Source organism: Mesorhizobium sp. M0184 (assembly GCF_040322215.1).
Taxonomy (GTDB): Bacteria; Pseudomonadota; Alphaproteobacteria; order Rhizobiales; family Rhizobiaceae; genus Mesorhizobium.
This window is the reverse complement of sequence record NZ_JAMYSZ010000006.1, coordinates 164,454-183,264: the sequence shown is the minus strand read 5'-3', so window position 1 is coordinate 183,264 and position 18,811 is coordinate 164,454. Positions and strand designations below refer to the sequence as shown.

19 protein-coding genes are annotated in these 18,811 nt (G+C 63.8%); 12 read left to right on the top strand and 7 right to left on the bottom strand.

The genetic code is table 11. The features are described from left to right. Positions 1 to 22: 22 nt before the first annotated feature. The gene (locus tag NKJ23_RS10520; RefSeq protein WP_352570474.1) at positions 23 to 895 is read right to left on the bottom strand and encodes a 50S ribosomal protein L11 methyltransferase; all 873 of its coding nucleotides are present in this window, start codon (positions 893 to 895) and stop codon (positions 23 to 25) included. Positions 896 to 906: 11 nt separating this feature from the next. Then, positions 907 to 1,485, bottom strand: a complete 579-nt coding sequence (locus NKJ23_RS10515; RefSeq protein WP_352450110.1) for an SCO family protein — start codon at positions 1,483 to 1,485, stop codon at positions 907 to 909. Between the two features lie 205 nt (positions 1,486 to 1,690). On the opposite strand from NKJ23_RS10515, the gene NKJ23_RS10510 reads away from it, so the two are divergent. From NKJ23_RS10510 to NKJ23_RS10500, 3 genes are all read left to right on the top strand, one after another. Continuing rightward, on the top strand, positions 1,691 to 2,179 hold the full coding sequence (locus NKJ23_RS10510; RefSeq protein ID WP_023676745.1) for a CreA family protein: 489 nt from the start codon (positions 1,691 to 1,693) through the stop codon (positions 2,177 to 2,179). 96 nt (positions 2,180 to 2,275) lie between these two features. Then, positions 2,276 to 2,917 (top strand): DapH/DapD/GlmU-related protein, encoded by a 642-nt coding sequence (locus tag NKJ23_RS10505; protein WP_352680253.1) that lies wholly within the window; start codon positions 2,276 to 2,278, stop codon positions 2,915 to 2,917. Between the two features lie 168 nt (positions 2,918 to 3,085). Next, positions 3,086 to 3,517 carry a low affinity iron permease family protein gene (locus NKJ23_RS10500; protein WP_031211766.1) on the top strand — a complete coding sequence of 144 codons (432 nt, stop codon included), beginning with the start codon at positions 3,086 to 3,088 and terminating at the stop codon, positions 3,515 to 3,517. Between the two features lie 69 nt (positions 3,518 to 3,586). On the opposite strand, the gene NKJ23_RS10495 is transcribed toward NKJ23_RS10500, so the two are convergent. Beyond that, entirely contained in the window at positions 3,587 to 4,459 is an 873-nt protein-coding gene (locus tag NKJ23_RS10495; RefSeq protein WP_352680252.1) for an SDR family NAD(P)-dependent oxidoreductase, read from the bottom strand. Between the two features lie 130 nt (positions 4,460 to 4,589). On the opposite strand from NKJ23_RS10495, the gene NKJ23_RS10490 reads away from it, so the two are divergent. Next, entirely contained in the window at positions 4,590 to 4,871 is a 282-nt protein-coding gene (locus tag NKJ23_RS10490; RefSeq protein WP_029351415.1) for a hypothetical protein, read from the top strand. 7 nt (positions 4,872 to 4,878) lie between these two features. Here NKJ23_RS10490 and NKJ23_RS10485 read toward each other — a convergent pair whose 3' ends face one another. Continuing rightward, complete coding sequence (locus tag NKJ23_RS10485; RefSeq protein ID WP_352680251.1) at positions 4,879 to 5,454, bottom strand: TMEM175 family protein; 576 nt, start codon at positions 5,452 to 5,454, stop codon at positions 4,879 to 4,881. 156 nt (positions 5,455 to 5,610) lie between these two features. Here NKJ23_RS10485 and NKJ23_RS10480 point away from each other — a divergent pair, with 156 nt between their 5' ends. Next, positions 5,611 to 6,819, top strand: a complete 1,209-nt coding sequence (locus NKJ23_RS10480) for an MFS transporter (protein WP_352680250.1) — start codon at positions 5,611 to 5,613, stop codon at positions 6,817 to 6,819. Between the two features lie 9 nt (positions 6,820 to 6,828). On the opposite strand, the gene NKJ23_RS10475 is transcribed toward NKJ23_RS10480, so the two are convergent. After that, complete coding sequence (locus NKJ23_RS10475; RefSeq protein WP_352680249.1) at positions 6,829 to 8,301, bottom strand: MATE family efflux transporter; 1,473 nt, start codon at positions 8,299 to 8,301, stop codon at positions 6,829 to 6,831. 192 nt (positions 8,302 to 8,493) lie between these two features. On the opposite strand from NKJ23_RS10475, the gene NKJ23_RS10470 reads away from it, so the two are divergent. After that, a complete protein-coding gene (locus NKJ23_RS10470; RefSeq protein WP_352680248.1) occupies positions 8,494 to 9,282 on the top strand; it encodes a L,D-transpeptidase in 789 nt (262 codons plus the stop codon). 146 nt (positions 9,283 to 9,428) lie between these two features. Here NKJ23_RS10470 and NKJ23_RS10465 read toward each other — a convergent pair whose 3' ends face one another. Next, positions 9,429 to 10,907 carry an esterase-like activity of phytase family protein gene (locus tag NKJ23_RS10465; protein WP_352680247.1) on the bottom strand — a complete coding sequence of 493 codons (1,479 nt, stop codon included), beginning with the start codon at positions 10,905 to 10,907 and terminating at the stop codon, positions 9,429 to 9,431. Positions 10,908 to 11,153: 246 nt separating this feature from the next. Between NKJ23_RS10465 and NKJ23_RS10460 the strand changes: the two genes are divergently transcribed. The 6 genes from NKJ23_RS10460 to NKJ23_RS10435 are packed head-to-tail and all read left to right on the top strand — an operon-like array spanning position 11,154 to position 17,638. Then, positions 11,154 to 12,143, top strand: a complete 990-nt coding sequence (locus tag NKJ23_RS10460) for a TIM barrel protein (RefSeq protein ID WP_352680246.1) — start codon at positions 11,154 to 11,156, stop codon at positions 12,141 to 12,143. A gap of 40 nt (positions 12,144 to 12,183) precedes the next feature. Next, on the top strand, positions 12,184 to 13,242 hold the full coding sequence (locus NKJ23_RS10455) for a sugar ABC transporter substrate-binding protein (RefSeq protein ID WP_023676733.1): 1,059 nt from the start codon (positions 12,184 to 12,186) through the stop codon (positions 13,240 to 13,242). A gap of 54 nt (positions 13,243 to 13,296) precedes the next feature. Beyond that, positions 13,297 to 14,823, top strand: a complete 1,527-nt coding sequence (locus NKJ23_RS10450; RefSeq protein WP_352680245.1) for a sugar ABC transporter ATP-binding protein — start codon at positions 13,297 to 13,299, stop codon at positions 14,821 to 14,823. 16 nt (positions 14,824 to 14,839) lie between these two features. Beyond that, complete coding sequence (locus tag NKJ23_RS10445) at positions 14,840 to 15,817, top strand: ABC transporter permease (protein ID WP_352680244.1); 978 nt, start codon at positions 14,840 to 14,842, stop codon at positions 15,815 to 15,817. Beyond that, a complete protein-coding gene (locus NKJ23_RS10440) occupies positions 15,814 to 16,689 on the top strand; it encodes a MurR/RpiR family transcriptional regulator (protein ID WP_023721163.1) in 876 nt (291 codons plus the stop codon). The genes NKJ23_RS10445 and NKJ23_RS10440 overlap by 4 nt, the downstream gene beginning before the upstream one ends. Before the next feature lie 31 nt (positions 16,690 to 16,720). Then, the gene (locus NKJ23_RS10435) at positions 16,721 to 17,638 is read left to right on the top strand and encodes a ribokinase (RefSeq protein WP_352680243.1); all 918 of its coding nucleotides are present in this window, start codon (positions 16,721 to 16,723) and stop codon (positions 17,636 to 17,638) included. Between the two features lie 10 nt (positions 17,639 to 17,648). Here the strand turns inward: NKJ23_RS10435 and NKJ23_RS10430 are convergent, their stop codons facing one another. Beyond that, a complete protein-coding gene (locus NKJ23_RS10430) occupies positions 17,649 to 18,674 on the bottom strand; it encodes a LacI family DNA-binding transcriptional regulator (RefSeq protein ID WP_023676728.1) in 1,026 nt (341 codons plus the stop codon). Positions 18,675 to 18,811: the final 137 nt, after the last annotated feature.

The window sequence follows — 18,811 nt, the reverse complement described above, 5'->3', positions numbered from 1 at the left end:
CTTGCGTTGAAGGCGCTGCGCCTCAGCGCTTGAGGTGAATCGTCACCCAGCCCCCGCGGTGCAAGGTGCGGACGTGCCGGAATTTCTGGCCGACATAGGCCGCGATTACCGCATCGCGCTGGCGCTCGAGGATGCCCGACAAAACGATCGAGCCACCGAGCGCGATATGTCCGGCCATTTGCGGCGCCAGACGCATCAGCGGCCGCGCCAATATGTTGGCGACGATCAGGTCGAAGGGCGCACGCGCGGCAAAGATCGGATGATGAAAACCGGGCGCCGCCACCGTTTCAATGAGCCCCTTGACCTGGTTCAGCCGCGCATTGGCGGCGGCCACCTTGACGGCGACCGGGTCGATGTCGGTCGCCAGCACCGGTATATGCGCGAGCCTGGCCGCTGCGATGGCGAGCACCGCGCTGCCGGTGCCAAGGTCGAGCGCGTTGCGCGGATGCTCGCGCTGTATGACCTGCTCCAGCATTTCGAGGCAGCCGGCGGTGGTGCCGTGATGGCCGGTACCGAAGGCAAGGCCGGCCTCGATCTCGATGGCGAGCTCGCCGCTGTGGCGCTTCCTGCGGTCATGCGCGCCATGGACGAAGAAGCGCCCGGCCCGCACCGGCTTCAATCCCTCCAGCGAGCGCGCCACCCAGTCGATGTCGGGCAGCGCTTCGCGCGCTATCGGTTTCGACAGCGACAGTCCGGCAAGGATGTCCCTAAGCCGCGCCTCGACCGCATCGACGTCGTCGTCGGCATAGAGCGATACTTCGTGGATGTCGCGGTCCTCGTCGACCTCGAGCACCGCAATCGGCAGGCCCTCATCGTCGAATGCCGCACCGAGCGCCGCAAAGATGCGGTCAGCCTCGATCTTGCCCGCGGTGAAATACAAACGCGTCTGCGTCATTACCGGATGTGTCAACCTTCCGCCGCCAGCCGTTTGAGCTTGGCGATGGCGGCATCCGGGCTTTCGCCATAGGCAATGGTGCCGGCGAAATCGCCCTTGGCGTTGAGCAGCAGCACCGAAGCAGTGTGGTCCATCGTGTAGTCGCCGTCGTTCGTGTCGACTTTCTTCCAGTAGATGCCGAAGGACTTGGCCATGGCGTGGACCTTGTCGGGATCGCCTGATATGCCGAGGATGCGATCGGAGAAATTGCTGACATAGGTGTTCATGATTTCGGGCGTATCGCGCTCCGGGTCGACCGTAACGAAATAGGCGCGCAGGTTCTTGCCGTCGTCGCCCATCGTCTTCAGCCAGCCGGCCAACTCGAAAAGCGTGGTCGGGCAGACTTCCGGACAGTGTGTGAAGCCGAAGAAGACGACGCTGGGGTGGCCGCGAAAGGCGGCTTCGGTGACCGGCGCGCCCTTCTGGTCGACCAGCGTGAAAGGTGCTCCGAACGGCTCGCCGCCATAGTGTCCGCGGTACCAGTCGAAGGTGAGCCAGCCGATTCCGGCGGCCATCAGGACGAGAATACCGACCAGAATTGAACGCATCATCAGTGAAGTCCGTCGTTATTTCCATCGGGCGCCGGGTTGGCGCCGTGAAGGCCCTGGCTTGGCGAACACTCTTAGCGGTTCGGTCGCGCCGACGCAAAGATGTCGCGTTGCCGCAACCGGCAATCCTGTGGGAGGCGATCTGCTTGCAAAGCGCTGCCGTTCGTCCCACCTGAGGTCGGCAAAATTCGAACCGCAGGAGGCCTCTTTGCGAAAACTGATTGGCGGCGCGTTGGCCGCATGCCTTGTCATTGGCGCCGGCGCGGCCGCCGCCGAGGAAGTCGGCAAGGTCGGCGTCGATTGGCTCGGCAACGATATCATCGTCGAGGCGATCAAGGATCCGAAGGTCGAGGGCGTGACCTGCCACGTCTCCTATTTCGACCGTGGCGTGATCGACCGCCTGCAGAAAGGCAACTGGTTCGAGGACCCGTCCGATTCCTCGATCTCCTGCCGCCAGACCGGGCCGATCACCATTGGCGACATCGACATGAGCGAGGCCGGCGAGGAGGTGTTCAAGCAAGGCATCAGCCTGATCTGGAAAAAGCAGGTGGTGAACCGTATCTACGACAAGGCCAACGAGACGCTGATCTACCTGTCGCATTCACGCCAGGTGCAGGATGGCTCGGCAAAAATGTCGGTCACCACCGTGCCGCTCTACGGCCAGAACGTGGTGTGGACCAGCGGCAAGCCGAAATAGAGACTTAAGGTGCTACAGGGTCCTTGGCGCGTCCAAACTGATGCGCGGCGCTGCACTCGGCTTGCGAGACTATGCGCGCGGGCGTAAAGCGCGCGCATGGACCGTCCCGAACACCTTGTCCTGAAAGATCCCGAGCCGCGCATCCATCCGACGGCGGAGCTGAAGGCGTGCAAGCTTGGACGCTATGCGTCGATCGGCGAGCGCGTCATCTTACGTGAAGTCATAGTTGGCGACTTCTCCTACTTCGAGCGCCACGCCGAGGCGATCTATACGACGATCGGCAAATTCTGCTCGATCGCCGCCAACAGCCGCATCAATGCGCTGGAGCATCCGGTCGAGCGGCTGACGCAGCACAAGATCAGCTATCGGCCCAACGAGTACTTCCGCTGGCTGGGTGTCGATCAGGCATTCCGCGACCGGCGGCGGGCGAGAGCCGTCAGCATCGGCCATGATGTCTGGATCGGCCATGGCGCCGTGATCATGCCTGGCATAGTGATCGGCAACGGCGCGATCGTCGGTGCCAACGCGGTGGTGACGCGAGACCTGCCGGCCTATGCAATCGTCGCCGGCGTTCCGGCCAGGCCATTGCGGCAGCGCTTCAGCGCGGGAACTGCGGCCCGGATCGAACGTCTTGCCTGGTGGGACTGGCCGGTCGAGAAACTGGCCAGGGCAGTCCCCGACATGCAGGCCTTGCCCATCGAGGCTTTCCTCGACCGCTGGGAAAACGACGCCGCCTGAGTTCGGGCTATCTGCAAGCGGTCCGACGGCCTGCGCGATCTGCTCCTCCAACAATGTACCCGCGACCTTCCGCCGCGAGGGAACCAGGAGCGGCTGCCAACTGTTTCTGCAGACACAATGAACTCGGCTTCCGCCCGGGTTCGTCGCCCGGCTGCTGAGGGAGTTTGAATGATTGAGAAGCTTTTCACCAGGATCGCCAACAACGTCGCCCATTTTGCCGGCCTGCCGCCGACGTTTGCCGTGTGTTTCCTGATCATCGTCGTCTGGGCGGCAAGCGGGCCGATGTTCGGCTTTTCGGACACCTGGCAGCTCGTCATCAACACCGGCACGACGGTCGTCACCTTCCTGATGGTGTTTCTCATCCAGAACACCCAGAACCGCGATGGCGCCGCGATCCAGGCGAAGCTCGACGAATTGATCCGGGTCAGCACAGCCCAGAACACCTTCATCGGTATCGAACACCTGACTGAGACCGAAGTCGAAGAGATCCGCAAGAAATGCGAACAGGCAGCGAAGCGGCATGATCAGAAGCTTGCCGAGTTGGCAGCCGAGAAAGCCATGGCGAAGAAGCGGAACACGAAGAAGCATGCGGCGGCGTGATATAAAGGTCTGGCGCATACCTGCGAAGATCGGATTCGATTCTTTGCTACGGTGATCTTCGGTTCGGGATCATGCGCTGCGTGTCATGAATGCCGCGAAAGCATCCTTGTAGTCCGGATGCCAGCGCGACAGAGCAGGACGGTTCTCAATGATGTCGCCGATTGCCCAGGCCATGCGCTTTTCGTCCATGGGCCGGGTCGCCTCGTTATCGGGACACAGGATGTAGAAATCGCCACGCAGCAGCGAGGCCAGCATGAAGTCGATGACCTGCTCGCCGGTCCAGGCGCCGGCCGGCTTTTCGGTCGCACCTTCGGTCAGGCCGGTAAAAGTAAACCCGGGAATGAGCAAATGCGCCGCGACATTGGCGCCGGGCTCGTTGCGCAGCGCGTGTGCAAGGCCCTCGGTATAGGTCTTCACGCCAGCCTTGGAGACGTTGTAGGCGAGGTTGCCGGGCGGCGTGGTAATGCCTTGCTTGGAGCCGGTGTTGACGATCAGGCCGGGCTTTCCCGCCGCCAGCATGCGCGGCGCGAAGGCCTCGACGCCATGCACGACGCCCCAGAAATTGATATCCAGCAGCCGTTTCCAGGCGTCGCGGCTTTCCCACGGCTTGCCGGGATTGTTGCCGACGCCGGCGTTGTTCATCAGCAGCGATACGTCGCCGAAGGCGCCGAATGTCCGTTCGGCCAGCCGGTCGAGTTCGTCGGCCTTCGAGACATCGGTGGCGACGGCAAGTACGGCGCTCTGCCCGCCGATAGCAGCGACGGCGCGGGCAGCCTCATCAAGGCGTTCGCCGCCGATATCGGCCAGCACGATCTTCATGCCCATCGCCGCCAGCCGTTTGGCGGCGGCAAGGCCGATGCCGCTGGCCGCGCCGGTAATGACGGCGACATTGCCGGAGGCAAGTGCGGGCAGGGCGGTCTGGATCTCGGCGTCGGTGGTCATGATTTTCTCCTGTTCTGGCCGCGGCGAACTTAGCGCGGAACGAGGCTCGCGCAAGCCGGTGCCGACATCTTCGGGTTGACCGCATCGGCGGGCGCTGCGCATGCTGATATCGAAAAAGGAGACCTGACGATTGACCGACTGGATCGAGATCCTGAAAGAACAGACCGCAACCGGCGACCAGATGAGCCGCGAAGTGCCGCAAATGCTTGCCAATCCCGACATCAGCGAAGCGCAAGTGAAAACGCTGTTTTCGGCGCTCGAAAAACAGGCCGAATTCGTCGAAAAGCTGCGCATGGCGCTGGAAAAATTCGGCCATGATTTTTCAGTGATCAAGGCGGCCGAGCGGCTGGAGGAGCGCTACGCCGACCTTGCCGCTTCGGTAGCGGAAAAGCTGAAAGCAATGCGAGGCTAGAAGGGGCCTATTTCTCGATCATCCGCTCGAAGCGCCTGTCCGGCACGAACCAGATCATCGCCACCAGGACATAGATCGAGACACCGATCCAGTGATTGACGAAGGTCAGCGCGATGGCGGAAAGATAGAGGACCAGCGAGATCTTTCCCTTGAGGTCATTGCCCAACGCCCTGGCGAAGAGAGTCTCATTGCCGTGCAGTCGATGCAGGGCCATGGTGAGGATGTTAAAGCCGATGGCGCAGAGCGCCAGGTCGACGCCATAGACGGCAACCGGCACCGGCGCGAAATGGTTCTCACCCATGAAGGCTGTCGTCGCCGGCATCAGCGATAGCCAGAACAGCAGGTTGAGGTTCGCCCACAGCACGCGGCCGTCGACCCGCTGCACGGTATGGAACATGTTGTGCAAATTGTTCCAGTAGATGCCGACATTGATGAAGGACAGCACATAGCTGAGGAAGATCGGCCAGAGTGGTGCCAGCGCGGAAAAATCCTCGCCATGCGGCACCTTCAATTCCAGCACCATGATGGTGATGATGATGGCGACCACGCCATCGGTGAATGCCTCGACTCGTCCCTTGCCCATGAATCTCCCCTGACAATCCGCTGAAGTTAAAAGAGGATCTCGCTCAGCGCCATCGGCAAAGCTGCCAAACTTGTCAGGAGCAAGCCGGGGAGGGGGAACGGCTGACGCGAAAAAGGCGTTAGGATGTCAGATTCCGAACAGCAAAAGGTCGAAAAAATGACAGCTCACGCTCAAGTCATGACGCGCGATCACGAACTCGGCGGCCGCGCTGCAGCGGCCGCCGTGGCCGCCATGATTGCGGCTCTTTTCGCCGGCAGCACGGCGCTGACGCCGCTTTACATCATCTACAAGCAGCTCTTCGGCTTCTCGCAGATCACTTTGACGCTGGTCTACGCCGTCTATGTCATCGGCAATCTGGCAGCGCTTCTGATGTTAGGGCGTGTGTCCGATGTCATCGGGCGCCGTCCAATGGCATTGGCCGGGATGGCGGTGGCCGTCGTCAGCGCGGTGGTTTTCCTCTTCGCCGAAAATGTCGCCTGGCTCGATATCGCCCGAATTCTGAGCGGACTGGGAATCGGCGTTGGCGCGGGCACCGGCACCGCCTGGCTCGCCGAATTGCTCCCGACCGACGACAAGTCACAGGCGGCGACGATTGCCACCAGCACCAATTTTCTCGGCCTCGGCCTCGGTGCGCTGGGGGCCGGGTTGCTCGCCGAATACGCGCCCTGGCCGCTCAGGCTGACATTCGTCGTCTACCTGGCGATGCTCGCGACTGTAACCCTGCTGGTCTGGCGCACGCGGGAAACCGTTTCGCGGCCGGGGAAACTGGCTGACGTTTCGATGCGGCCGCGGCTTTCCGTGCCCGATGACATCCGCGCAAGTTTCGTTGCGCCGGCGGTGACCGGCTTTGGCGCAATGGCGCTGGTCGGCTTTTATGCAGCACTCGCACCGAGCATTTTGGCGCAGCAGCTGCAGGTAACCAACCATGCCGAAGCCGGCGCTCTATTCTTTGAATTGGCAATCGTGACCGCCGCCACCATTGTAGTGACGGCACGTCTTTCGAGCCGAGCCGCGATGTTTGCCGCACTTGCGCTGATGATCCCAACCGTCGCGCTGATTGTTGCGGCGCAGGTCTTCGCCTCTATGGCCATAATGATTGCCGGGACCGCCTTGTGCGGCGTGGCGGCAGCGCTCGGCTATCGCGGCGGCTTGCAAGTGGTGAACGAGATCGCGCCGGCGGACCGGCGCGCCGAAGTCGTCTCGGCCTTCTTCATCTGCTGTTTTTGCGGCAACGCGCTGCCGGTCATCGGCATCGGCGTTCTGTCGACGGTGGCAGGTGCGACCGTGGCAAGCCTGGCCTTTGCCGGCATGATTGTCGTCTTTTCCCTGGTCGCTCTCGGGTTTGGCGCGAAATACGCGCGCTGAGCCGACCTTTCAGCCGTTCGGTGTCTCGGGCGAAAGATGCGCGCGCTGGCGCGGTACGCCGAGGCCGGTATCCGGCGGTTCGCCGGCAGCCGGCCGGCTCTCGATCATGTGCAGGCTGCGCCAGCGGCCGAAGCGGTAATAGGTCGCGGCCAGCACGAGCGAGGTTATAGAGCCAGCCGGAAAGCTCCACCACAGAGCTTCCTCGCCGATCACGCTTCGGAAGAAACAGGCGAAGCTGGTGCGCACCAGCAGCACCGAGATCACCAGGATGATCAGCGGCGGCATCACCGCGCCGGTGGCACGCACGGTGGCGAAGAGCACGATGGTGATGCCGAACAGGATGAAGGACCACGACGCGATCTTGTTGATGTGAGTGGCGATGTCGATTGCTGCACTGTCGCTGCCAAGGAAGAGGCTGAGCACCGCGCGATCGAATACGAACAGCAGCGCGACGAGCATGCCGGTGAGCACAAGGTTGAAGCCGACGCCGGAGGTGGCGATGCGTCCAATCCGGTCCCAGCGCCTGGCGCCGACATTTTGCGCCGCCATGGACGACACCGCGGCGCCGATGGCGAGCGCCGGCATCTGGATATAGGTCCAGAGCTGTGCGGCTATGCCGTAGGCAGCTGCAACCTGCGAGCCGTACGAGTTGACCATGCCCATCACCGTCAGCGCCGCGGCCGAAACGACGATCATCTGCAGGCCCATCGGCACGCCCTTGAAGACGACAATGCGCAGCAGCGCCGGGTCCGGCCGCAGCAGAGCGAGATTGGCGCCGGCCAGCCGCAGCGGGTGCTTGCGCGCATAAAGCACGATCAGGATGGCAACCACGCTTACCGTCTGGCCGATCAGCGTCGAGGTGGCCGAGCCGGCGATGCCGAGTTCGGGGAACGGGCCGATGCCGAGGATGAGCAACGGGTTCAAAACGACGTCGAGCACGACGGCCAGCGCCATGAACAGGAAAGGCGTGCGCGAATCGCCGGCGCCGCGCAGCACCGTCATGACGAAGGAGAGCAGGTTCATCATCGGTACGGCGAGGAAGATGATGCGCAGGTAGGAGCGGGCCAGCGGCAACGCATCGGCCGGCGTGCCGAGCGCATTGAGGATCGCATCGACCCAGATCCAGCCGCAGACCGCGAACACCGCCGAGACGAGGAAGAAGAAGGTGGCGCTGGTGCCGACGATGCGCCGGGCTTCGGGCAGATCGCGGGCGCCGACGGATTGCGCGACCAGGATGGTCGCCGCCATGCCGATGCCGAAGACGGTGCCGAGGATGAGAAACAGCACAAGGTTGGCATTGGACGTGGCGGTCAGCGCCGCTTCACCGAGGAAACGGCCGACCCACACGGCATTTATCGAGCCGTTGAGCGACTGCAGCACATTGGAGCCGAGCACCGGCAGGGCAAACAGCAAAAGGGTGCGCGGGATAGGCCCACTGGTGAGGTCGCCGGTCCGCCGGCGCGGGGGCATGTTGTCGTCCATGGCAGGCAACTCGGCGAAGGCTTGTCTGAGTCCGCAATGATTGCCGATTTAACGGGAGAGGTCGATGCGGCGCTGTAAATTCCGCCTGGCGTGCCTTGATCTAAGCATTTCTCAAACCTTCCGGAATCGTATATTGATCCCGCACGCGTGGGGCCGCATTTTCCTGGATCTCATGGGTAAGCCGGGGGGCTCATGTCCGATATTCCGTTGTTTTTTGAGCGCCCGAACCGGCGCGCGTTTCTTGGTGCATCCGCTCTGGGCGCGGCCTCCGTGGCTCTTTCGGCGTGCACCACGACGGACGTGGCGGCGCCGCCAGTGACAGCGGCGCCAAGCGATCCGGCTTTCGGCGACGCCGCAAGCATGTATGCGGCGCGCATCGACGAGGGCTATCAACTGCCGGCAATCCCGGTAGCCAAGGTCGATCCGAAATTCGTTCGCCAAATCGTGTCCGATCCGACCGGAGAAAAACCCGGCACGATCGTCGTCGATACCTCCGAGCACTTCCTCTATCTGGTGCGCGACGGCGGCAAGGCAATTCGCTATGGCGTCAGCCTCGGCAAGGCCGGTTTCGGATGGACCGGCAGCGCCGTGGTTCAGGCGAGAAAGAAGTGGCCGGTCTGGACGCCGCCGCCGGAAATGATCCAACGCCGGCCGGAACTGGCGAAATACAAGGACGGCATGCCGCCCGGCCCGCAGAGCCCGCTTGGTGCCCGCGCGCTGTATCTCTTCCGTGACGGCAAGGACACGATGTATCGGCTGCACGGCACGCCGGAGTGGGATTCCATTGGGAAGAACGCTTCCTCCGGCTGTGTGCGCTTCATGAATCAGGACATTATCGACCTCTACAGCCGCGTCGACGGCGTCGCGCCGGTCTTCGTGCGCCCGAACCTGTCGGCCGCCGGGAAGATCGCCGCCGTGTCGAACAAGACGGCCGAGCCGATCGATGCCGGCGTGCCAAAGGACGCGGAGATGTTGAGGTAAGTGCCTTCAACTGGATCGTCAGTCGCAGGTTTTGCAACGCACTAGGACACCGTCCTTGCGCGGGCGAGCCGCAACTGAAGAGCACGACCGCTCAATCGCGCCAGCTCAGGCGGACGCGTTCGGCGCGTCCGCCTGTATGGGTGCCGCTACTTCTTGGCGAGGCCTGGGAGCGTGACCTGATAGACCAGGAACATAGTGTCGACATCGGCGCCATCCTCGGCCTTGTAGGCCGCGCCGACCTGGAAGCCGTCCTGCGTGAGGAAGTCATTGTCATTGGCGACGAACAGGAAATAGTCGTCGGGCAGCTTTGGATCGAGGACGCTCACCACCGACATCGCCTCCCATTTCTCCGAAAGGTTGTTGCGGTCGTTGGGCGCGCCATTGTGCAACCCGAAGCGGCCGAGCTCGCTCTTGTCGTTGATGTCGATGAACGGCGTCAGCTTGGCCGGCGTCACCGATGGATCGAGCTCACCCTTGGGCGCCAGCGGCTTGTCCTTGTCGAACTCTGTGCCGGCGATATCGGTTGCCGCCGACACATCGACGACGCTGATCTCGCGATGGAGCGAGGTGTCGCCCTTCAGCCCCTGGCCGTTGCCGCTGTCGCGCGCCAGCATCAGGAAGGTCTTGTCCGACAGCGCCACGATTTCGCTCTGCGCGGCGATCTTGGTTTTGCCCTTGGCATCGGTGAACACCGGCAGCGGCACGACATATTCATGCGCGAGCTTGAGCTGGCCGGGATCCGAGGCATCGTAGACCAGCGCGCGCGTGTTCTGGCGCGTCGAGGCGGAATCGCCGCCATCCTGCCTTGGGGCCGACTGCAGCACGGCGATCAGGAACTTGCCGTCGGGCGTCGGCGCCATGCCTTCGAGGCCCTGGTTGTTCTGGCGGCCGGTTTCGGGATCCTTCGGATCGGGGTCTGCCGCGCCAGGTCCCGGATTGTTGGAAGCAAAGTTTGGCGTCCCGTGACGCATCGGGACAAGCGCCGCCGGCGGCTGCGTTGCCGACATCAGACGCCCATCGGCGGAGAAGCGGTAGATGTTCGGACCGTATTCGTCCGAGATGAACGGCGTGCCGTCGGGCAGCCGCGCGATCGCTTCGTTATCGAGCGCGAGCTTGCCGTTGGCTTCGGGCAGGATCGGCATGTCGTCGGTCGCGGCACGCACGCCGTTGAGCGGATCGAGGCCGGTTGCATCGGCGCCCTTGTCGTCGGTCAAAAGCATGGTGTCGGCAAGCGTCGCCTTGAGGCCCGATTGTTGCTGGCCGGTGGCCGGCACTGCACCCGGCGCGATCGGGGCGAACTCGAGGGCGATCGTGTTGAGGCGCGGGCGGTAATCGGTGGTACCGACGACATTGTAGCCGCGGTCCGGCAACAGCCATAACGAGCCCTTGTAGCCATCGGCGCCATGCGTCCAGCCGGCAGCGTCGATCGACATGCCTGAGCCGGAGCCAAACGTCTCGCCGAACTTGTCCTTCTGGCTGGCCGGGATGCGGCCGACACCGACCAAGCCCTTGTTGACGAAGCTGACGCCGCCGACGGTCGCGGCGTTTTCTGCCAAGGCCGGAGTCAAGGCGGTGAACATCGCCAGCGCGACGGCGAGGGACGCGGTTCGGTGCAGGTTTTTCATGGAAATCCTCTTTGTGACAAAGCTGCCGGGGCCCGAAAAAGCGCCGCGTCGCATCAAGGATGCCGCGAAAGCCTTCGGAGAAGCGATCTAGGACGCGAACATGATACTTGCGTGACAGTGCCGCGCTTGCTTGTCCCCGTGGTCGCAACCGGCCTGGGTATGGCGAATTCGTCGTCGCCGAGCGAGCAATTAACAACTTTACAAATAATCGTTCTCATGTAAAGTTATGACAATGAAAGGTCCCCGATGACTGCCTATCGTTTCGCCACCCGCCTCAATTCCTTTGCCTCGCGGCCACAGGCCGAGTGGCCCGATCTTGTCGGCAAACCGTCTATGCTGCAGATGGCGGCACGTGCGGCGAAGGTTGCGGAGTTGACCGATCTCGACCTCAACTTTCCCGACCATGTCGGCGAAAAACCTACGGAAATGGCGCGCAAACTCAGCGACATCGGGCTTTCGATCAATGGCTTCGCCATGCGCTACTACTCTAACCCGGCTTTCAAGCTCGGCGCCTTCACCAATCCGGATCCTTCCGTTCGCCGCGAGGCTATCGACCTGACCAAGGCCGGCATCGACGCCGCGCGCGAGGCCGGCGCCAGCCTGATGACATTGTGGTTGGGGCAGGATGGCTTCGACTACGCCTTCCAGGCTGACTACGCAACAGTTTGGCAACACGAAATCGATAGTATTCGTGAAGTAGCGGCGCATGATCCGGGCTGTCAGATCAGCCTTGAATACAAACCCAACGAGCCGCGCTCCTACAGCCTGATGCCCGATGCGGCGACGACGTTGCTGGCGATCCGCGAGATCGGCCTACCCAATCTCGGCGTCACGCTCGATTTCGCCCATGTGCTCTATGCCGACGAGCAGCCGGCCTTTGCCGCAGCACTCGTGGCGCGACACAGCAAGCTGCTCGGCGTGCACCTCAACGATGGCTATGCCAAGCGCGACGACGGCTTGATGGTCGGGGCCGTGCATACGCTGCAGACGATCGAGCTGCTGCGCCAGATCCGCCGCGACGGCTACGCCGGCGCCATCTACTTCGACACGTTTCCCGATATGACCGGGCTCGACCCGGTCCACGAATGCGAAGTCAACATCGCGACTGTCAAGCGCATGCTGCGCGTCGTCGATCGGCTAGACGGGGACAACCGCATGTCAGCCGCCGTCGACCGTCAGGACGCGATCGCGTCGCAAGCCATTATCCAGGAAGCCATGCTCGGCCCGGACAACTGAGGCCCGGCCGCATATTCCGTTCAACAAGGGAGGAAGGACCATGAAATTTCTGCTTGCCACCGCTACCGCTGGCCTGATGGCGCTGTCCATCGGCTCGGTGTTTTCCGCAGACCTCGCGCCGCTCAATTCCGACACCGAGAAGGATCGTATCGACTGGTCGCAGCTCGAGGCCAAGTTCGGTGCGTTCCCCAAGCTGCCCGAGGGCACCAAGGCGGGTGCGGTCTCCAAGACGCTGACCAACGAATACTGGCGCTCGCTGGGAGAGGGCTACAAGTCGTTCGGCGACCGCACCGGCGTGCCCGTGGTCTACCAGGCGGCGCAGAGCGAGGGCGACCAGCTCGGCCAGCTCACCATCGCCGAAGGCCTGGTCACGCAAGGCTACAACGTGCTGCTCGTTTCGCCGCAGACCGACTCCAACCTGCAGCCGATCGTGGAACAGGCCAAGGCAGCCAATGTGCCGGTGGTCAACGTCAACGACGCGGTCATCCCGCAGGCCGAGCACTATGTCGGCAATGTCCAGCGCGACAACGGCGTGCGCGTCGCCAAATGGTTCATCAAGAACCGGCCGGACGGCGGCAAGGTCGCCATCGTCGAAGGCCAGGCCGGCGTCTACGCCGCCGTCCAGCGCACCGACGGTTTCAAGACCACCATCACCGAAGCCGGCAAGTTCGAGGTCGTGGCCAGCGTCCCCGGCAACTGGGATCGTCAGACCTCCTACGACGCGGCCACCAACATCCTGCAGCAGCACCCCGATCTGATCGGCTTCTATGCCAACAATGACGGCATGGCGCTGGGCATCGTCGAAGCGGTCAAGGCCGCCGGCCTAAAGGACAAGGTCGCCGTGTTCGGCACCGACGGGATTTCCGACGCCTACGCCTCGATCCGCGCCGGCGAGCTGACCGGCACCGTCGATTCGTTCCCGGTGCTGACCGGCGAGGTGGCGCTGGAATCGGCGCTGCGGCTGGTGGCCGGGCAGAAGCTGCCGCGCGTCGTTGCCACGCCGCAGGCGCTGATCACCAAGGACAATGCCGACCGTTACTCCGGCGCCGGCGATGCCGTGCGCAAGGCGCTGCTCGAGGACGCGGCAGCGGGCCAATAGAGCTGGGGCGGCGGGTGCCGGCCTTTCGGCACTCTTGCCGGGAGAACTGAAGCAATGTCAGCGCGGCTGCAATTCGAAGGCATTTCCAAAGAGTTTCCGGCCGTGCGGGCGCTGAGCGATGTGTCCTTTTCGGTCGGCGCCGGCGAAATCCATGGGCTGCTCGGTGAAAACGGCGCCGGCAAGTCGACGCTGCTGCGCATCCTGTCAGGCGTCTACCGGCCGACGGCGGGAAGCGTGCTTATTGACGGCAAACCGGTGACGCTGAACACCCCGGTCGCGGCCCGCGCCGCCGGCGTGGCGATGATCCATCAGGAATTACAGCAGGTGCCACGCCTCAGCGTCGCCCAGAACATGTTTCTCGGCCATCCGTTGACGCGCGGCGGCGTCTTCGTCGCACGGCGCGAGCAGGAACGCCGCGCTGCGGAAGCCCTCGCCGCCATCGACCCGACCATCGATCCGGCAGCCCCGCTTGGCTCGCTGAAGGTGGCGCAGCGGCAGATCGTCGAGATCGCCCGGGCGCTGCTCGACCGCGCCAGGATCGTGGCGATGGACGAGCCGACGTCGAGCCTCACGCCGAGCGAGTTCGAACGGCTGGCGGAAGTCATTGCCGGTCTGGCACGCGACGGTGTCGCCGTCGTTTATGTCTCGCACAAGCTGGACGAGGTGTTCGGCATCTGCGAGCGCGCCACTGTCATGCGCGACGGCGTTGTGGTCGAAACCGTCGATCTCGCGCAGGTGTCGGAAAAGGCCGTCGTTTCGATGATGGTCGGCCGCGAGCTTGCCCAGGAACAACACCGCTCGCATGCTTCCCCCGAGATCAGGCTGAGCGTGCGTGGCCTCGCCTCGGCAACCAAGGTCCGTGACGTTTCGTTCGACCTGCATCGCGGCGAGGTGCTGGGCGTTGCCGGCCTGGTCGGCTCGGGCCGCACCGAGCTGCTGCGGCTGCTGGCCGGCGCCGACCGGACCTCATCAGGCACAATGGAGATCGACGGCAAGGCGGTAAAGCTTTCCAGTCCGCGCGACGCGATCGCGGCCGGCATCGCCCTGGTGCCGGAGGAGCGCAAGCGCGAAGGCATCGTGCCGTTGCGGTCGATCTCCAGCAACATGGCGCTGGCCTCGATGGGCGTGTTCGCGCCGCGCGGCGTCATCGATCACAAAAGGCTGAAACGGGTCGCGGCCGAGAAGATGAAGCGGGTCAATCTCAGGCCGTTTCTGCTCGACCGGCCGATCCGCCTGTTCAGCGGCGGCAACCAGCAGAAAGCGATCATCGGCCGCTGGCTGGCGGCGGGAACACGGATCCTTCTGTTCGACGAGCCGACGCGCGGCATCGATGTCGGCGCCAAGGCGGAGATCTACCACCTGATCGAGGAACTCGCCGCCGAAGGCCATTCGGTAATCGTCGTGTCGTCCGAACTCCCCGAGGTGATCCGGCTCGCCGACCGCGTGCTGGTCATGCGCGACGGCACGGTCGCCGCCGAACTGGGCCGCGCAAGTCTCAGCGAACAGGCGATCGCCGCGCACGCCATACCCCAAACGGAGATTGAGGCCGGCAAGGCGCAAGGCCATCGGGCCGGTGCATAACGGACAGGACCAGCGGATGACCGATATAACCCAACACACAGCAGCGCGCCCAAGGGCAGATTTCCTGCACCGGTTTTCCGTGCGCGACGCCGGCACGCTGATCGGACTGGTGGTGATCCTCGCCGTCTTCGGGGCGCTGGTCCCGGGCTTCTTTGCCGAGCGTAACCTGATCAACATCCTGCAGCAATCGAGCATCAATGCCTGCCTGGCGTTGGGCATGACGCTGGTCATCATCTCGGGCGGCATCGACCTGTCCGTCGGGCCGACGGCAGCCTTTTCGGCGGTCATCTCGGCCTCGATGCTGGTTGCCGGCGTGCCGTTTCCGCTGGCCATCGCCGCCGGCTTCGCCATCGGCCTTGCCTGCGGACTGCTCAACGGCGTGCTGGTCGCCTATGTCGGGCTGCAGCCCTTCATCGTCACGCTGGGAACGCTCAGCACCTACCGGGCGCTGGCGCTGATCTATACCGGCGGCAATCCGGTGCTCGGCCTGCCTGCCGGCTTCCGTGCCGTCTTCAACGGCTCGCTGTTCGGATTGCCGTTGGCGGTCATCATCGTGGCGGTGGTCGCGCTGATTGCCTGGATCATCCTCAAGAAGACGCCGTTCGGCGAATATCTGCTCGCCGTCGGCGGCAATGAGGAGGCGGCCTACATAGCCGGCGTGCCGATCGCCCGCACCAAGATCGCCGCCTATATGATCTCGGGCCTGCTGGCAGCGCTTGCAGCGCAGATCCTGATCGGCCGGCTGGGTGCGGCCGAACCCATTCTGGGCAATCTCTGGGAGCTCGACGCCATAGCAGCGGCGGCGATCGGCGGCGCCTCGCTGATGGGCGGCAAGGGCAGCGTCGTCGGCACCATCCTGGGTGCCGTCATCCTTGGCAGCATGCGCAACGGCCTGACGCTGATGAACGTGCAGTCCTTCTATCAGCTCCTGGCAACTGGCCTTATAATCCTCGCCGCGATGCTTATCGATCGCGTGACGAGGGGACGTGGATGACCTTGACCGGGCTGGACCTGAAAGCAGTAGGACCGCGCATTCGCATGATGATGCCGCATCTGACGCCGCTCGAGGCGAAGGTGGTTGAAACCGTCTTCGGACGACGCGGCTTCGACGAGACCATACCGCTCAAGCAGATCGCCGAGGAGGCCGGTGTGTCGGAGGCGATGGTGGTCAAGATCGCCAAGAAGCTGGGTTTTTCCGGCTATCGCGACTTTCGCACGGCGGTCTATGAATACAGTCGCCTGCCGACCGCCGAGATGCATCAGGAGCTGTCGGTGGACGACAGTTCGGCCGAGATCGTGCAGAAGGTGTTCCGCACCTCCATCCAGGCGCTGGAGGAGACGCTCGCCATCCTCGACATGGACGATTTCGACCGTGCCGCCGATCTGCTTTACCGCGCCAGGAATCGCGATTTCTACGGCGTCGGCGGCTCGGCGCAGATCGCACGCGACGTCTCGCACAAATTCCTGCGCATCGGCATCCGCACCTCTGTCTATGACGATTCGCACATGATGCTGATGTCGGCCTCGCTGCTCGGCGCCGACGACATCGCCGTCGGCTTCTCGCATTCCGGCAACACGAGCGCTGTTATCGACGCCATCCAGCTTGCGCGCAAAAGCGGCGCACGCACGCTGGCCATCACCAACTATGACAACTCGCCATTGGCCGCAGTCGCCGACATCGTGCTCTGCTCGACCGCGCAAGGCTCGCCGTTGATGGGCGAGAACGCAGCGGCGCGCATTGCCCAGCTCAACATTCTCGACGCGCTGTTCGTCGCGGTCGCGCAACGCGACTACCAGGCGGCGGAGCGCAATCTCGGCCGCACCATGTCTGCGGTGACGTCGAAACGGAAAGATAAGAACTCATGAAAGGCAAGCGGCTCATGAAGGTCTGGGGCACATGACGGCTCCACCGCCGCTGGTGACCGTATTCGGCAGCCTGCATTACGATATCATGGTCGAAGCCCACGATCGCCCACGCAAGGGCGAAACGGTCACCGGCCATGCCTGGCATCCGAAATGCGGCGGCAAGGGCGGCAACCAGGCGGTGTCGGCAGCGCGGGCCGGCGTGCGTGCGGCGATGATCGGAGCTGTCGGCGACGATGATTTCGGCCGCGCGCTTCTCGACAATCTCGATCGCAACGGCGTCGACCAGCGCTTCGTGGGAGTGGCTTCGGGCGCCGGCTCGGGGATGAGCGTAGCGATTTTCGACGACAGCGGAGACTATGGCGCGGTGATCGTCTCGGGGAGCAATCTCACTCTCGGCGAAAAGGACATTACTGAGGCGGCCGAGCTGATCGCGCAAACGGCGGTGCTGCTGCTGCAGAACGAGGTGCCGGAAGCTGCCAACATTGCCGCGGCGCGAGCGGTGAAGGCGCATGGCGGCCGCGTCGTTCTCAATGCGGCGCCGGCGCGAAAGCTGACAGCCGAACTGATCGCGCTGACCGACATCGTCATCGTCAACGCCATCGAGGCGGAGTTCCTGGCCGGCGTTTCGGTCGTCGACACGCTCGAGGGTGCTGCGAAGGCGGCCGGCATGCTCGTCGGTTTCTATCCGGCTGCAATCGTCACGGCCGGCGGCGAGGGCGTTGCCTATTGCGACCGCGACGGCCAGGCATTCGCCTTGCTGGCGATGCCGGTGGAGGTGGTCAGCACCCACGGTGCCGGTGATGAATTCGTCGGCGCCTTTGCGGCGTGGCTTGCGCGTGGAGAGCCCGTCGAGGCGGCACTTGCCGCCGCCAATGCCGCCGCTGCCTCGCTGGTCGCAACGCCGGAGCGCGAGCGCGGGGGTCTTGTTCAATCTGAGCCTGCTCAGTGACCGCCGCGATTCAATCGCTGTCGCGCGCGATCAGTTCCAGCGGCCAGACTTCACGGATGATGCGTGCGCCTTCGGCGCCGGCGTAAGCCGGGATCGATGCCAGCAGCATTTCGGCCAACCGCTCGCCCATCGGCTCCAGCGCCGGTCGGAAGCCGGTCAGCGCCGGCGAAAAATAGCGGCAAAGCGGCGTGTCGACGATGACGATCACCGCGACGTCGTGGCCGGGCCTGATGCCCGCCTCGGCCAAAGCCTTGCAGCCGCCAAGCGCCATCGCGTCATTGTTGAAGATGATGGCCGTCGGCGGGTCCTTGGAGCGCATGACCTTCGGCGTCACGGCGTAGCCGCCGGCCTCGTTGATGAAGCCGTCGGCGATCAGTTCGGGGTCGAACTCGATGCCGTGCCGCCGCAACGCCTTGCGATAGCCGGCGAGGAACAGATAGCCGAAATTGAGGTCGAGCGACGGGCGGATGGCGGCGATGCGGCGGTGACCGCGCGCGACGAGACGATCGACCGCGTCAGCCCCGGCTTTTTCGAAATCGAGGTCGAGCGAGGGATAGGAATCGCCGCCGGAGCGGCTGCGGCCGAGCGTTGCGAACGGGAAACCGGCCTGGGTCAGATAGTCGATGCGCTCGTCCTCGCGCCGCGTCCAGGCCAGCACCACCGCATCGGCCCGCCGCGTCTCGACGACACGGCGCAGGCGCTCCTGCTGATAGTCGCCCGGCGCGCCCATCACTACGATCAGGTCGAGGCCGCTTTCGGCGAGCTTGGCCTGCAACCCGGTCAGGAACGGAATGAAGAACGGCTCGCCATATTCCTGGTCGCCCGGATGAGGCTGCAGCATGAAGGCGATCGAATGGGTGGCGCCGCGCCGCAGGCTGCGGCCGGACTGGTTCGGTGAATAATTCAGCTTCTTGGCCGCATCGAGCACGCGCTGGCGTGTATCGGCATTGACGTCGGCGCGGCCGTTGAGCGCGCGCGACACCGTGCCGATCGAAATATTCAGGTGACGTGCAAGGTCGTGAATACTGGACGCCAAAGGACAGTTCTCCCCCTTGCTTGGCTAGCACCGGCTGCTCTCCGGGCCAAGCCGACGCCACGATTTTTCACAGCCGGCCGATTGACATTCTACGCCATCGGGTGTGTTCTCGTAAACGTTTACGGAAAAACATTCAC

Coding starts and splice junctions, on each gene's coding strand:
- NKJ23_RS10485 (WP_352680251.1), bottom strand. CDS start 5,454: ATGGGCAAGGGACGAGTCGAGGCATTCACCGATGGCGTGGTCGCCATC.
- NKJ23_RS10460 (WP_352680246.1), top strand. CDS start 11,154: ATGACTGCCTATCGTTTCGCCACCCGCCTCAATTCCTTTGCCTCGCGG.
- NKJ23_RS10515 (WP_352450110.1), bottom strand. CDS start 1,485: ATGATGCGTTCAATTCTGGTCGGTATTCTCGTCCTGATGGCCGCCGGA.
- NKJ23_RS10450 (WP_352680245.1), top strand. CDS start 13,297: ATGTCAGCGCGGCTGCAATTCGAAGGCATTTCCAAAGAGTTTCCGGCC.
- NKJ23_RS10520 (WP_352570474.1), bottom strand. CDS start 895: ATGACGCAGACGCGTTTGTATTTCACCGCGGGCAAGATCGAGGCTGAC.
- NKJ23_RS10480 (WP_352680250.1), top strand. CDS start 5,611: ATGACAGCTCACGCTCAAGTCATGACGCGCGATCACGAACTCGGCGGC.
- NKJ23_RS10455 (WP_023676733.1), top strand. CDS start 12,184: ATGAAATTTCTGCTTGCCACCGCTACCGCTGGCCTGATGGCGCTGTCC.
- NKJ23_RS10495 (WP_352680252.1), bottom strand. CDS start 4,459: ATGACCACCGACGCCGAGATCCAGACCGCCCTGCCCGCACTTGCCTCC.
- NKJ23_RS10475 (WP_352680249.1), bottom strand. CDS start 8,301: ATGGACGACAACATGCCCCCGCGCCGGCGGACCGGCGACCTCACCAGT.
- NKJ23_RS10440 (WP_023721163.1), top strand. CDS start 15,814: ATGACCTTGACCGGGCTGGACCTGAAAGCAGTAGGACCGCGCATTCGC.
- NKJ23_RS10470 (WP_352680248.1), top strand. CDS start 8,494: ATGTCCGATATTCCGTTGTTTTTTGAGCGCCCGAACCGGCGCGCGTTT.
- NKJ23_RS10445 (WP_352680244.1), top strand. CDS start 14,840: ATGACCGATATAACCCAACACACAGCAGCGCGCCCAAGGGCAGATTTC.
- NKJ23_RS10435 (WP_352680243.1), top strand. CDS start 16,721: ATGACGGCTCCACCGCCGCTGGTGACCGTATTCGGCAGCCTGCATTAC.
- NKJ23_RS10505 (WP_352680253.1), top strand. CDS start 2,276: ATGGACCGTCCCGAACACCTTGTCCTGAAAGATCCCGAGCCGCGCATC.
- NKJ23_RS10465 (WP_352680247.1), bottom strand. CDS start 10,907: ATGAAAAACCTGCACCGAACCGCGTCCCTCGCCGTCGCGCTGGCGATG.
- NKJ23_RS10500 (WP_031211766.1), top strand. CDS start 3,086: ATGATTGAGAAGCTTTTCACCAGGATCGCCAACAACGTCGCCCATTTT.